Source organism: Streptococcus rifensis, assembly GCF_053203525.1.
Genome location: NZ_JBRUCW010000017.1, coordinates 35,099 through 50,313, shown reverse-complemented (window position 1 = coordinate 50,313; position 15,215 = coordinate 35,099). Strand labels below are relative to the sequence as shown.

9 protein-coding genes are annotated in these 15,215 nt (G+C 44.2%); 3 read left to right on the top strand and 6 right to left on the bottom strand.

Annotation, left to right across the window (positions count from 1 at the left end; all coding sequences use genetic code 11):
- Positions 1 to 342: 342 nt before the first annotated feature.
- Together ACVRYP_RS09730 and ACVRYP_RS09725 are read right to left on the bottom strand one after the other, a co-directional pair.
- The gene (locus ACVRYP_RS09730; RefSeq protein WP_447468519.1) at positions 343 to 2,022 is read right to left on the bottom strand and encodes a hypothetical protein; all 1,680 of its coding nucleotides are present in this window, start codon (positions 2,020 to 2,022) and stop codon (positions 343 to 345) included.
- Between the two features lie 110 nt (positions 2,023 to 2,132).
- A complete protein-coding gene (locus ACVRYP_RS09725) occupies positions 2,133 to 8,774 on the bottom strand; it encodes a ZmpA/ZmpB/ZmpC family metallo-endopeptidase (protein ID WP_447468518.1) in 6,642 nt (2,213 codons plus the stop codon).
- A 168-nt stretch (positions 8,775 to 8,942) separates the two neighbouring features.
- Between ACVRYP_RS09725 and tehB the strand changes: the two genes are divergently transcribed.
- Both tehB and ACVRYP_RS09715 read left to right on the top strand, forming a co-directional pair.
- On the top strand, positions 8,943 to 9,809 hold the full coding sequence (tehB, locus tag ACVRYP_RS09720) for an SAM-dependent methyltransferase TehB (RefSeq protein WP_447468517.1): 867 nt from the start codon (positions 8,943 to 8,945) through the stop codon (positions 9,807 to 9,809).
- 77 nt (positions 9,810 to 9,886) lie between these two features.
- Positions 9,887 to 10,714, top strand: coding sequence for an exodeoxyribonuclease III (locus ACVRYP_RS09715; RefSeq protein ID WP_447468516.1), 828 nt, complete (start codon positions 9,887 to 9,889; stop codon positions 10,712 to 10,714).
- A 328-nt stretch (positions 10,715 to 11,042) separates the two neighbouring features.
- On the opposite strand, the gene ACVRYP_RS09710 is transcribed toward ACVRYP_RS09715, so the two are convergent.
- The 3 genes from ACVRYP_RS09710 to ACVRYP_RS09700 all read right to left on the bottom strand — a co-directional run bounded on the left by ACVRYP_RS09710 (position 11,043) and on the right by ACVRYP_RS09700 (position 13,343).
- Entirely contained in the window at positions 11,043 to 12,185 is a 1,143-nt protein-coding gene (locus tag ACVRYP_RS09710) for a 5-methyltetrahydropteroyltriglutamate--homocysteine S-methyltransferase (protein ID WP_447468515.1), read from the bottom strand.
- A 106-nt stretch (positions 12,186 to 12,291) separates the two neighbouring features.
- Positions 12,292 to 13,029 (bottom strand): cyclase family protein, encoded by a 738-nt coding sequence (locus ACVRYP_RS09705; protein ID WP_447468514.1) that lies wholly within the window; start codon positions 13,027 to 13,029, stop codon positions 12,292 to 12,294.
- A gap of 101 nt (positions 13,030 to 13,130) precedes the next feature.
- Positions 13,131 to 13,343 carry a YdbC family protein gene (locus tag ACVRYP_RS09700; protein ID WP_447468513.1) on the bottom strand — a complete coding sequence of 71 codons (213 nt, stop codon included), beginning with the start codon at positions 13,341 to 13,343 and terminating at the stop codon, positions 13,131 to 13,133.
- 89 nt (positions 13,344 to 13,432) lie between these two features.
- Here ACVRYP_RS09700 and ACVRYP_RS09695 point away from each other — a divergent pair, with 89 nt between their 5' ends.
- Positions 13,433 to 13,750: a hypothetical protein gene (locus tag ACVRYP_RS09695; protein ID WP_447468512.1), complete on the top strand. Its 318-nt coding sequence runs from the start codon at positions 13,433 to 13,435 to the stop codon at positions 13,748 to 13,750.
- A 28-nt stretch (positions 13,751 to 13,778) separates the two neighbouring features.
- On the opposite strand, the gene ACVRYP_RS09690 is transcribed toward ACVRYP_RS09695, so the two are convergent.
- A complete protein-coding gene (locus ACVRYP_RS09690) occupies positions 13,779 to 15,065 on the bottom strand; it encodes a peptidase U32 family protein (protein WP_447468511.1) in 1,287 nt (428 codons plus the stop codon).
- Between the last annotated feature and the right edge of the window lie 150 nt (positions 15,066 to 15,215).

The following is a 15,215-nucleotide window of genomic DNA, read 5'->3' as shown; positions in this document are numbered from 1 at the left end:
AATATCTGGCTGAGAAAGAAAATCTTACCCAACCACATACTAGTATAAACTATGTCTCAACAAAATAACAGTGGTTTTGACACAAATAAGACCTAGTTTTGCGGGACATTTTCATTTTCGATTGACAATATTTTGGAAAATGTTTTAGACCTAAAATTCATAGCTACAAAAGAAGATTTCCAGCACTCAAAGAATAACAATAAAACAGAAGAATACAACATCATACAAAGCTAAACTAAATGATAAAGCCCTCATTAAGTGAATGCACTGACCCAAAAGTTAGATTATAACTATCTAACTTTTGGGATTACATCCAGAATCCTAGTGAGAGTCTTGCTTTATTCAATTTTTTTCTGCTGCCTCAGAATCGTTAGAATTAATCTTGAAGTTTTTGAGGTAGTTGTCCTTACTTAACTCGCCTGAGAAGCTATCTCCGATTTTCAAGAACGGCAATTGGTCTGTAGAGTCTTCTGTTGCCTTGACCTTATAAATCTCACCAGACGAAGAAATGTAGTAAACCGTTGAGCTATTTATCATTTGGCTAGCCAATTGGTCCACTACTCCTGTGATGATTTCGACTTCGGCCTGACCAGCGGCAGAGTTTGCTGTTCCAGATAGGGCTGAGGTGTCTAAATCGGTAAACTGCGAAATCAAATGCTCAATGTCGTTATTGACGGTTACCTGTTGGTAGTCTTCGGCATCGACCAAGGCATAGGACTTGACCAGACCAGCATCGTCTTTGAGCGATACCAGGTAGTAGGCTTTCTCATTGAGCTTGACCAGGGTTGGGGCAGTCGCCACATAGCCTTTTTCTTGAACCTCTCCTTCTGCCGATGCCATGGCAGCAGATTCTGTCGCCGAAGCCAGCTTGTAGTTGGTCACTTCCCTCGTCCGCATATTTACCAAGATAAAGCCAAGGTTAGACGAATCCGCTGTCGCAGAGGTAATCCCAGTATAGAGGTAGATATCTGAGCCAATGGAAATGTAATTGTAGCTATCGGTCGTCTCCTTGACACCGGTCTGGCTAAAGACCGTGTTCCAAAATCCATCTTGATAAGTATAGTAGTCATCCACACGGGTCAAAACATTGTTTGCCGAGAAGACCCTGTCCACCCAGTCAGGAATAGCGTCAAGACTGTATTCCTTGGTTTCACCCGTCACTGCATCTAGAAGAATAACACCGACAGGGTCTTTGGAAGTCAGCATGAAACGTGGTTTGTAGACCGTCGCCACATAGTAGGGATTGCCTGCATCGTCCACTTCAAAGGAAGGGTCTCCAAAGATGGTGAAGGGATGCTTAAACCGCAAGTAACGCAGGGTATCTCTGAAGAGATACTCAGAATCTGAGTACTTCATGGGTTGCTCCAGTGGAGCCAACTCTGCCTTCCCCGTCGTTTGGTTAACCTTGACATAGTAGCCAATCCCTTCTGAGCGGTTGGACAACCATTTCCAGAAATTTTTGTATTCTAAAGGTGATACCCGATAAGGCTGATTGCCAATGGTGACTTGACGGTAATCGTCTGAGATCCCGAATTGCGAGACCTTGTCAATAGTTCCTAAATAGGTATCTCCAATTTTCTTGGCAGATTTACGGTCCAAGAGAGCCAAGGCCGAAATATCGGTTTCAGGAAAATCCTGCGTAAAATCAGCCTCTTTTACCGTAATCACATTGGCATAGCTTTTTGCCCGAAAAATCCGTGAATTGAGCAGGTTCAAGCCCATCATCAAAGCGATTAGGCCGACAATGCCTATACCAATCCATTTTAACCATTTATCTTGGACCGTATTGATTGGATTAACTTCCTTGCGACTTGTATTGGTCGCTTTTCGGGCACTTGCTTTTCCTATCGTATCCATCACTGTCGTCAAGGATAAGCCAACAAAAGCTAGAACTAAGCCCTCAATCACAAACCACCAAAAGTCCGTACTAAGTAGATTTAAAGGTGGCAGAAAAAGCCAATAGCTAATCACCATAGCCAAAAGCCACACTATAGCCAATCCTTTTTTGAACACTTCTTTCATAGCAACCTCCATAGCACTTTTTACTTATTATACCATGTTTAAGACTGGGACCTAGGAAAACAGATGATGAAAGCCAAAAAAGTTACTGGATTTCTCCAGCAACTTTTTGATTAGTTGTAGATTGATTCTCTGAAATCATCTGTCAATGTCAAATAAGCATTAAAGATCTTAGCCTTCACTTCTTTGACACGTGAAGAACTATTGTAGTTTCTATTATTTAGATTGATATTTGTAGATGGTGAAAGCGTTAAGAAGCGTCTCACATCTTCATCTAAGGCTTCTTGCAAGAGGGCCTCAATCTCTCCATAAGAGCTTAAGCTCCGTTCTTGGTCCTTGTAAGTAATGGTAATAGGTTTAAGATTAGCCACCTTTGCAATCCGTTGGTCAAACATAGCTTTTTTAAACTCTTGCCAAGTAGCGTACTGTTTATCAAACACAACTTCAAGAACTAGCTCATCTGTTATAAGACCAACTGTCCGTCGTCCTTGCCAAGTTTCTGTTCCAGTGATGCCACGGCTTAAGGCTTCTGCTGCCAATTGGTTAGACACATAAGGAATAAATCCTTCCTCATAGCCTTTTTCAGCTAAGAGTTCAAAGGCCATTCGGCGGAACATGAGATCTCCTGGAGACCCTTTGTCATTAGAGAGAGCCGCATAGTTTGGTGAGAAGAGTGGTGCATAGTAGTAACCATTTCGTCTCAACTCCGCACTATCCTGACCAGCAGCTAACACATGTTCACGGTAGGAAACCACATTGTGATCAATCAAATCATAAACAGTAGCCAAATCAAGATCAGCCCACTCTTCCTCGGTGAAACGACGATACCTATTTCCGGCATGTGTTTCTTCACCTGTTCCTGGATCCGTGACATAGTAGTTTTCAATGGTATTAAAATAACCGCGTTGCTGGTCTTTAGATAGATTAGCCAAAGCGACAGTTGCTTCAGCATAATCCAAGGTGTAAAGCACATCAAAGACCCCATGGAAATATTCCTGCAAGTCATCAGCCGTCTGGTAACGCTCTGGTGAGCTCGCATGGTAGCGATTGCCATTGTCTGCTACTCCCATAGCCTCATAGTCATACATGGTATTGATGACGAAGTTAGCACTATCATGAGAAACAGGAGACTGAAGAAATCCTTGGGCAAAGAGCTCCGCCCCTAGACCAAAGCGACGGCCATAACCACCAAAGTAGATGCTACCATCATTATTGTGCACCACCTCATGGGTAAAGACTGAGGAGCCATAATAATCCAGAACCTGATTAAACATAAAGTAAATGGTTGTGCCATTTGCGATTGCGCCTGAACCATTATTGGCGTAGTGCGCCCTGCTTCCAATTGGTCCAAAGAAATCTTGGATAGCATTTGTCGCCTCATCACCATACATCGGCAACCATTTGCCACCATTTGGAATCTGGTAACCATCCCAAGTCACCATTGGCTTAATCATGCGGTCCCTGACATCTTCCAGGGCAATCCTGTACCAGAAATCAAAATGATCCCTTTGCCAGATAGCCGCTTGATCTGCCATCTCTCTGATCTTGGCCTCTTTTTCGGCTTGAGTGGCTAAGTTCTTGATGGCATCGTAACCATAATAACGGTCATACATGCCGTAAGTGATCCCACCAATAGTTGTCAGGATAAAGGTTTCTCCACGTGTCGTCAACAAGGGTAGAATCCCATTTTGCTGACTAGGAACGCTTAAGAAACTATAGACCGTCACATCTTGGTCTGGCAATTCTTGAGACGCTGCTTCAACCACATGGGCCTTGGTTGTTGCCTTAAACCAGTCATTATCCGATGTGTAATCCGTCAAGGTCTGACGATTAGCAGTCAAATACGAGAGCAAGTCGTGATAACCAGTGTAAGGCGCGATTTCTGTGCCATAAGTGGTTAGATTATTGGCAGGATTTAGTCTGTCATAGTTTTTACCAAGGCGAATTAACCAGTCCAGAGTGTCTACCTTATTGCCATAAAAATCTTGATAATAGAGCAATAGATCCTTAGCATTTAACTCTCCAAACTTGAAATCATACCAGCGGTTCACATAAGCCATGCCGAGTAACAAGGCTTCTTTATTATCCAGAATGTACTGGTCTAACTCATGGTTTGGCATCGTGATAATATTTGAAGTGGCAATAGCTCCACTGAGGAAGTCCTGCAGATTCTCCTTGACGCTAGTAAAGGAATCTTTGAGGTAAAGCTTATCCATCAAGGTCTCTACGGTAGAGTCTCCAATTTCTTTATTTAAAGCCTCCAGGAGACTTGGATCATAGTAATCAATAGCAGACAGCGTAGGTAGAACCTTAGCAAGAGTCGATTGGTAATGATCGGTCAAGTGGTTTGGTGTATAGATCAAGTCCGTCCCAGCAATAGCATACTCTGAAAGAGCCGTATCACGGAAATCTTCCGTATAGCTTAAATCAAGGTATTCGATACTACCGTCAGCATAGCGAACCAAGAGCTTATTAATCTCAGATTGGCGCCCTGCATAGTCCGCAATAATCTCACTACCCACCATCGGAATCACAGCAACAACTTGATCCGTAGCCAGTTTACCAGATGCAATCAAATTCCCTTGCTTAACAATAAATTCTTTGTTGTAAAATGGCAAGAGTTTTTCCGTATTAGCATATTTGAGCTGATTCTCAGATTGATAACCCGTTACTAGGCTGTAGTCAACATCATACTGATTAATGTCTGGCTTGATAAAGTCCGCAACATCGATCGTAATGCCCATGGCATCTACTTGATTCTTGGCTGTCTGGGCCGTGACTGTCTGAAGCCCTGTAGTTCGACCAGGCTGTGTGCCGTCCACTAGGACGACAGTAGCACTTGGGGTTGCTTGCGCATTTGCAATATTACTAATGAGAGCTGCACCGTTGGACACATCAACAGAGCTGACTATATCCTCAGAACGGCTAGACGTAAAGACGGAGCCAATCAAACCACCGACATGAGCCGCTGTATCTGCCTGGTTGGTTACTTGACCAGTTGCTACCACCTGACTAATTTTAGTTTGCGGGCCACTGCTTTCCCCTACTGCACCTGAGACACTGCCCACATGGACATTCCCAAAATTAGAAACTGCATTGACAGTGATCGTCGCATTAACAGATGCCTGCGAAATGCTGCTGGCATTACGCAAGTAAGCAACTAAACCACCTGTAATATTGATATTATTGGTCGTACTTGTCCGAATCTCACCGTCAAAAGCGATATTTTCAAAAGCTGTATTGCGGGCCTGGTAAACCAAGCCACCAAGAGACCGGACCCCAGCGATTGTACCTTGTACAGCAACGTTAGTAACCTTACTTTGACCTGCTCTACCATCCATAAATTTAGCAAGAGCCCCTAATTCGCTCCCACTTGGTGCAGTGATTGCCACATTGGTCAAGGCTAAGTCAGAAACTTGGAAAGAGCCACTTAAGGTATGAAACAAAGGAGCTGCTAGGCCGTCTATACGATTACTATTCCCTAGGAGCTTACCTGTAAAATGATCAGGAACATAACTAAGGGCTCCATTAGTCAATGGCATTTCACTGGCATTTAGGTCCTCACCAAGTTCAAAAGTCCCTGAAGGGTTCGCACGCATGGCCGCAATAAGCTCTGTAAAGGAACGGTATTTGCCATCTGTGTAAACTTGTTCTTTTGGAATATAAAAGTGGTAATTATCCTGATTCTCAGTTCCTTGTCCCTTGTATTCGATTAGCTGCGGTGCTGTCGCTGTCAGTTTGAAATAAGGTGTTTCATCAACAGATTCTTCCTCTGCCGCAATCACTGACAAGTAGATGTCTTTTTGCTGCTCATCAATGACTTTAGCGTAATAATTCGTCCAATCACTTGGTTCACTTGGCAAGGCTTTAACCAGTTGATAGTTGCCATCAGCTTGTCTTTGATAGAGTTCAACACGATCAACATGTTTGATTTCAACACGCTTATACTCCAATTCAAATGGCACTTCATCCAAATGTTCTGTTTCCTGTCCATTACCCAAATCATAGACCAAGGTCGTTTTCAAGGTATAAGGGACATACCAATCGAGGTTTGAAACATCCAGATCATCCCAAGAAGTGATTGCTTGAGAGGTAACCAGGGTGGTTCCATGGTAGATGTCAAACTTAGCTTCGACAAAACTATCTGTCGGGTCTTCTAAATCATAGTTGAGCGTCACTTTCTTATCGTCATCGTGTTCGACTAAAGCCGCTAAAGTTAAGACTGGCTTCGTCTTGTCCTGAACGACATCAATAGAGACAGGCACTTCATCAACAGAGTCATCAGTATAGGTTACCAATACCGTTACTGACACTGTTCCAACTATAGCTGTTTCAGGTATCGCTTGCCAAGCATAGGCCTTCACATTGGTGACACTGCTCGGGTCAATGCTCTTTTCAGCTGCTGGCACTTGGCCAACTGTAACGGTTTGGTTAAGGCCTACAGGTGTTTGCTGTTCCGCTTCTGTTCGAACCTTGGTACCTTGCTTGATGACTCTAGCCTGTGGTGCAATAGTTGTTTCTTCAGCCGGCTGATCGATAACCTCATTCGTCTGCTCACCCCGAATCGTCTTATAGGTCGTCGTAATCGTTTGAAGACCTGGAACCGCTTCAGACACCACCTCAGTCTCACCAACATAAAGGTCATCACTGAATAAGTACTGATCCTCCAGCTCAAGCACCTTGGTCGTCTTGACCTCAACACTGCCTTCTAGGGGCTTAATGCCACGACGGATAACTTGGTCAAGCACCGCCATCGTCACTGCTTCACTGATCGTTGGATTGTCCTGGCGAACGCCTTTCAAGGTCTGATAGATGGTGGTTACCACCTTTTCACCAACCTGCCCTTGCGTCACCATCTCAATATCTCCAAGGTAGAGTTGATCCGTCTCGATTACCTGAATCTCAAAGGGAATATCTTGAACACTGGTTTCTATCTCTTCACCAGCAATTGGTTTGGTTCCTTGATGAATGATTTGGCTAATTGGGTCCTCTAAAATCACCTCACTACTGGCCACAGGATTGCCGATGATGGCACCGCGATCTGTTGCGAAGATTTCTGTGATTTCTTTAAGACCATCCTGTCCTTCTTGGGTCACTACAGTATAGTCTTCATACTCGCTGTCATCCGCAACAGTCTGCGTTTCAAACGGAATCAATTCTTGGCGACTGAGAGTGGTTGTTCCAGCTAGCGGCTTGGTGCCTCGTTTGATCACGGCATCCACAGGATCTCGCAAAACCTTCTCAGCAACTACTTGACCATCACGATAGGTACGTTCAACGATACCTACCTGTCCTTCACGGATCACTTCCGTCTCTCCCTGAGCAAGATTCGCATCCTCTTCATAAAGGGTCTCGAAAGGAAGCTCTTCCTCTACAATCAGACTTTCTACCTCAGGAGCTCGACTCCCTACACGCACGATTTCCTTAACAGGCTCTTGCAAGATTTGGCTCGATAAAAGTTCTCCATTGACATAGGTCAGCTGACGGCTACCGGCACGACCTGCTTGCACAACCTCAGAGGTTCCAAGTGGTAAATCCGGTGCATCCAGACTTTCTGTTTCATAAGGAATCACTTCATCCATAACAGTTGTCACCACTTCTGGTTCAGTGGGTGTCACTGGCTCAGAGGACACCTCTGGAACCACTGGTTCCTCTGGGCTGACAGGCTCTTCCGGATCAACAGGTACTACAGGCTCAGTTGGAACAACTGGTTCAATCGGTGTATTATTTACCGGAGCAACATCAGAACCCTTGAGAATAATCTCATCTTGAGGTGCCACAAGAACCTCTTCGCTGGTCAAGACACCGTCCGTAAAGATCAGACGTTTTTGTCCCAGAACACCCGTTTGAAGCAATTGCTCCGTACCAAGTGGTAAGCTAGGGTCTTCACGGTATTCCGTCATAAACGGCAGACTAACAAGAGATTCGGTCACAACAGGTTCTGCCACCGGTAACTCTGGAGTAGTCGGTAGAGCAGGTGTCTCTGGTGTGTTCACTACAGGTAGCGTCGATGCAGTCGGCTCTTCTTCGCTTGACTGATCTGGTGTCGCGGTCGTCACCTCATCAGACAGAGAGGGACTCTCTATCACAGGTGTCAGCTCCTGATTATCTGAAAGCATTGCTGAATGATCAAGAGTCTCCTGAACAGTCGCATCCACCGTCGCAGTATCAAGAGTCAAATAGTATTTGAAAACACGGTCACCAACACGGTACTGAGGATCTGGAAGCTTGTCCCCAAAGATCCCTTGGTGACTTTCCTGTAGAAAATGGCTAATCCCAAGCTCCAGGGCTTGACTCACAGGGCCTGTCAATAAGGCTGACGTAACTCCTAGAACAATCATCACTTTAAGAGACTGTTTCGATTGACGATCACGCACTAAAAAGATGGCTGCAACCCCTAATCCAGTTAAGACTGGTAATAGCCAATGCATCTGGTCACCTGTTTTGGGCAATTGCAAAAAACCGTGCTCTTTTTGATACACCAAGATATAGGTTTTGTCGCCATGTACGACCTCATTATGGAATTCTTGTTCCGTTTTCAACAAAGAACGCTGTTGCTCCGTCAAGTCTTCATAGTTCACATAAAAATAATCAATCTGTGCTGTAGACGGACTGACTTGACTTTGTTCAGTAATTGGTGCTTGGGGTTCTTCAGCAAAGATTACTGGTCCCGCTAGACCAATACCGATAACAGTCGAAGCTAATCCTAGCTTAAATTTTCGTAAGGAAAATTTAAAGTGACGATTGTAAGGCATCTTTCATACTCCAAATTGTTTAATCTCCTTATTTTAGCACAAATTAGCGATATCCACTCTTCTAAATGCTTTCTAATTCTTCCTACAAGCACTGCAGGTTAAATACGGATAGACTCATTCCGTTTTGTTATAATGGTTGTAACAACAGTTTAATAATAGGAGGTTCATATGCATCATACCCTTATCCCTTATAAAACCATGCCCGAGTGGACAACTCATACCATCCCCCAGACCTTCCAAGAACGCCACAATACCAAACCAGGAACCTGGGCCAGATTAACCATCCTCTCTGGCAAACTCCACTTCATCAGTCTCGATGAAAACGGCACTGTCCTAGACGAAGCCATCTTTGACGCAAATAGCGATACCCCCTTTGTCGAGCCCCAAGCTTGGCATCGGATCGAGCCTATCACAGATGACTTACGTTGCCAGCTGACCTTTTACTGCCAACCGAGAGACTATGTGGCTAAGAAATATGGCCTCACGCCCACACATTCCGAGGTCCACTATACCGCTCCTTTCCTCGCACCAAACAGCAAGATTCTCGACCTCGGCTCAGGACGTGGTCGCAACAGCCTCTATCTGGCGAGACTAGGCCATGAGGTGACAGCCCTTGATGTCGACCAAGATGCCCTCACTCTCCTAAAAGAGATGGCAGAGGCCGAAAACCTCCCCATGACCATCGCACCCTATGACATCAATATGGCCAATCTCACTGAATCCTACGATGCCATCATCTCTACTGTCGTCTTCATGGGCCTCAACCCTGATCGGGTCCCAGCTATCCTCCAGAACATGCAAGAGCAGACCAAGCCCGGAGGCTACAACCTCATCGTCTGCGCCATGGACACGGCATCAACACCCTGTCCTATGCCCTTCTCCTTCACCTTTAAAGAAGGCGAACTCCGTCAATACTATAGAGATTGGGAATTCATCAAATACAATGAAGACATGGGTGAACTCCATAAACGTGACGAAAACGGCAACCGCCTGAAGATGCAATTCGTGACCATGTTAGTCCGTAAAGTCCAGTAATACCGATTCCCCTTGGTCGCAAGACTAAGGGTTTTTTGATATAATAGAGCCATTACAGACTTAGAAAAGGAACCCCTATGAAACTCATCTCTTGGAACATCGATTCCTTAAACGCTGCCCTCACTAGCACATCGCCACGTGCCCTTTTGTCACAAGCTGTGCTGGATACCTTAGCCCTCCATGACGCAGATGTCATCGCTATTCAGGAGACCAAACTCTCCGCAGCAGGGCCTACTGGCAAGCATTTAACCATCCTGGCGGAACGTTTCCCTGACTATAAGATTGCCTGGCGCTCCTCCGTCGAGCCAGCTCGCAAGGGCTATGCTGGAACCATGTTCCTCTACAAGAAAAATCTAACCCCTATCATCACCTACCCAGAGATCGGCGCCCCGACAACCATGGATGTTGAAGGTCGTATCATCACGCTAGAGTTTGAAGATTGTTTTGTAACACAGGTCTACACCCCAAATGCAGGCGACGGTCTTCGCCGTCTTGCAGACCGTCAAATCTGGGATGAAAAATACGCCGACTATCTCGCTGAGCTTGACGCCAAAAAGCCGGTCCTTGCCACTGGGGACTATAATGTCGCTCATAAAGAGATTGACCTTGCCCATCCTTCTAGCAATCGTCAATCTCCGGGCTTTACCGATGAGGAACGCCAGGGCTTTACCAACCTTCTCGCCAGAGGTTTTGTCGATACCTACCGCTACCTGCACGGTGATGTCCTTGGAGCCTATACTTGGTGGGCACAACGTAGCAAAACCAGCAAAATAAACAATTCTGGCTGGAGAATCGATTACTGGCTGACTAGTGACCGTGTGGCCAAACACGTTGTCCGCTCTGAAATGATCGACTCTGGTAGCCGTCAGGACCACACCCCAATCTTAATGGAAATCAAGCTTTAATACATTGATACTTAACCGTAAGGTCTTGCCTTGCGGTTTTTATGTGTTCTAAAAAATCAAAAGAGAGCTCTAATTGCCCAATAAGTCTATTAAAATCTTTAGGGAAACCCTTAAAATTTTTTCCTAAACCACTTAACACTCTGATTGCTCCGTTTTATTATCTGTCTCATACCTTTTGGATCCATGCAATGTTAATTCTACTATTTGTGAATCAGTCTTAAATACTATTGACTTGACTGGATAATCAGTTAGATTCTCCTCATCTTCTACTACATACATATACGTAAAAGGCCGAGCTACTCGCTCGACCCAATGCCTACTGTCTATCTTATTCCCCCCATACTTCAGCCACGATTTCTTGGATGAGTTTGAGCTTAGCCCACTGTTGCTCTTCAGTGAGAATATTACCTTCCTCAGTTGAGGCAAAACCACATTGTGGACTGAGGCACAGATCTTCTAGCGGTACAATCTCAGCTGCTTCTCGAATACGCGCAATGACGTCTTCTTTTTTCTCTAATTCTCCCGATTTCGAGGTCAAAAGACCAAGGACGACTTTCTTACCTGGTGTCAACTCCTTAAGGGGTGAGAAGTCACCAGCACGATCCGTATCATACTCCAAATAGTAGCCATCAACTTTCTCATCCCCTAAAAGCTCTTTGGCAATTGGACCGTATCCTCCAGAAGATGCCCAAGTTGAGTGGAAATTCCCACGACAAACGTGACTAGTCACTGTAACATTTTCTGGAACTGCTTCATAAAAAGCGTTATTAAGGGTTAAAAATTTGTCTGCTAAATCAGCACGTACTTCTTCTTTTGTTTTTTCACCGCGACCCCAAGCTAATAAGAAATTATCGTCAACAAGTGTTCCCCATGTGCAATCATCGACCTGGATGGCACGAAGACCCTCGTCATATAAATCGTTCAAGACAGTGAGGTAAGCATCTCGGATATCTTCAACCACTGCTTCAAAAGTTGGGTAAAACTGAGCTAAATTAGCCACATGTTCTTCATCACGAATCAATTCAAAATACAGTTGAGCCGGAGCTGGAATGGTTAACCGTGCAACTCCTTTTTCACCAACCTCATGACGCAGAAAGACATAATGCTTCACAAAAGGATGATTTTCACCAGAGATCTTACCAGAAAGGATAGCTGAGTCAGCTTTGGTCGTTTCATCATGGAAATGGTAGCCTTCAGCTGCTTGAACATGCTCCACACCATTGAGACCCCAGAAGAAATCCAAATGCCAGTAAGCACGACGAAATTCGCCATCAGTAATGTTTTCAATACCAAGCTCTTGTTGCTTGACCACTAATTCACGAATCGCTTGGTCCTCAACCTTAGTCAATTGGTCCTGCGAAATCTCCCCCGCAGCATATTGCTCACGCGCCGCAATTAAATAATCTGGGCGTAAAAAGGAGCCCACATGATCTACTCTATACGGTGCAGTTTGTGTCGTTGTTTTTGTCATGGTAATGTCCTTCGACTTTCATTTTCATTTCTTTTTTATTGTACCAAAAGCTAGTATTACTGTAAATTATATCTTTTCTATCTTATGGTATAATGAATAGCTATAACTAGGGTAAAATTGCAATGGCTCGAACAGGAGAACCTGTCGCTTTTTCCCAATGCGGAAAAGCAATGGTAATCAGGCTACCCGTAGCTGGCACCTGATCCAGATTGGTCATCACTTCGATTTGGAAAATGTCTTGAGATAGGAGATAATATTCTTCGTGAAGAACTCCTCCATTGTTAAACATAGCCAGCCCCGAGTCCGTATCAAGTGTCTCATGGCCAAGTCCTTTAACCTGACGCTCATGGATCAAAAACTCCAGGGCATCCCGTCCCCAACCAGGACTGCGCTGCGCCCCACGCTCATCAACATTGGTCATGGCCTCTTGGCTCGGCCAACGCTTGTGCCAATCACTCCTGAAAGCCACGAAGCTCCCTGCAGGAATCTGTCCGTACTCTGCCTCAAAATCCAAAACGTCTTGTTTAGACAGTTCATAGTCCGGATTGTCAGCAACAATTGTACTTTTATCAATGACATATAAGGGTAAGATAAAGTCTTTCAAGTCAAAGTCATCTAACCATCGGCCACCTTCGACAAAGTGAATGGGAGCGTCAATATGAGTGCCATACTGGGTCACTACTGAGAATTGCTGGACATGAAAACCATCGGCCAAAGTAAAGATATCCTTTTTCTCAAGAGCCGGAAGAGGAGGAAAATGAGGAATCGTCTCATTGATTTGATGAGTTAAGTCCACCCATTTTTTACTTTGTAAGATTTGATATATCGTCTGTAAGTCTGACATAATAACTCCTTTATTCGTTTCTAGCTCCACTATATCAGAGCATTTGAAGGCTTACCAATATAAAAAACCTATCGTTGTGATAGGTTTTTTATATTGCGACCTTATTTAGAAAATTCATCCAATAGCACCTGAAACTCTTCATTGGTTAGGGTAATCCCCTTTCCCATTTTGCTGTGATCAGGACTCCAACTTCGGATGTCATACTTGGCTTCTGCGCCGTTGAAGCTGACACGGTTGAGTTCCTTGGTCCAGCCTTTTTCATTTTCAGACAAGACCAATAGTTTTTCAACAATTTCAAAACTAAATTCTGCCATATAATCCTCCTAATCAACTATTCGTAAAAACTTGTGATTTTTTTAAAAATGGTATATGATTATTGTATCAAGACTTTGGAGTTTTTGCTATGAAAAAGATAGTCTCAAAGCTTATTTTGCTTCTGAGCCAGTATTTATCTGGCGATGAGCGAAAACACAGCCATACAAATAACACCATTAAGCCAACAATACTGAACACCATTGAGAAGGCTCTCAAAGAAAACATTGCTGTCCATGTGATTTATAATGATTCCAATTTTACGGGTACTGTTCTTCGCATTGATCAGGACAAATCCCAGCTCGTTATGGAAAATCTCAGAAAATCACTCACCATGGTTATTGCCCTCCACGACATCAAACGAGTTAGAGTCTTACCTCCAGAATTACAAAAAATCGCTGAAAGTTAACTTCAGCGATTTTTTAATAGCCATTAAATTAAGCACGAACAGTCATGCTGACGCCATCTTCTTTGTAGAGATTGATAAGACCAGACTTGCAAGCACGCACCATATCACCAGGGTAAACGTCTTGAGGGACCGTTATGGTTAAGAGTTCCATCGGATTAGGAGCTCGGTCAATCTTTTCACCATCAGCATTGTGGAGGTTCTCAATCACCGTCTCAAAATGACGGAAACCTGGTCCGTAAAATTCAACTTGGTCACCTTCATGGAGGACATTACGCTGTCTTATCGTCGCAGTCATTGTCATTTTATCAAAAGCGACAACTTCTGCCACAAATTTGTATTCAGGAATCTTACGACGAGCTCCAAAGAGTTGCTCGTTTTCAGATGGGGTTTGATAATAAAAGCCAGTTGCTAATTCACGTTGAGCAACCTTCCACAATTCATCAATCAAATCCTGCTTAATAGCTTCAAATTTAGCCGGACTTTCCAAATAAGCATCTACAGCGGCCTTATAACAATTAGTCACAGTTGATACATAGTGGATAGATTTCATACGCCCTTCAATCTTGAGGCTGTCAACACCATTTTCAATGAGGTCTGGGATGTTCTCAATCATGCACATATCAACAGAAGACATCGAATACTCTTCTGGAATTTCCCCTTTGAGGCTACGGCGTTCCTGCCCAAAAGGCATTTCATAGAGATCATATTTCCAACGACAGGACTGTGAACAACCTCCACGGTTTGCATCACGGTGGCTCATGTGATTTGAAAGCACACAGCGCCCAGAATAAGAGATACACATAGCCCCATGAACAAAGGCCTCAATCTCAACATTTGTGCGTTTTCGTATCTCCGCAACTTCTGCCATGGTCACTTCACGAGCTAAGACAACACGGGTCAATCCCAATTCTTTCCAAAATTCAAAGGTTTCATAGTTGGTCGCCGACGCCTGGGTCGATAGGTGAATCTCAAGACCCGGTGCATCTGTTGAGGCAATCATGATCAGCGCAGGATCTGAAACAATAACCGCATCAATCCCCATATCTCTGAGCTCTCTAAACCACTCTCCAGCTCCTACTTCATTGCCCTCATGAGTGATCATGTTGGCTGCGACATAGACCTTAGCACCATGTTCATGCGCATAGGCAATTCCTTCACGCATCTGATCTGGTGTGAAATTACCTGCACGGCTCCGAAGGCCATAGGCCTGCCCGCCGATAAAGACCGCATCGGCACCATAATCAACAGCCACTTTTAATTTTTCCAAAGTTCCTGCTGGGGATAAGACCTCCGGACGTTTCAATTGTTTTGTCATTTGTTTCTCCTATTTGCAATATAGTAGACCCCTTTATTTTATAGAAAAAAAGGGTGAAAAGCAAGGAAAAATTGATTGAAAAATCACAAAGTGCAAGTGGGGTAAAAATAAAAAAATCTGGCTTCCCAGACTTTTAACTACTTTCTTAAA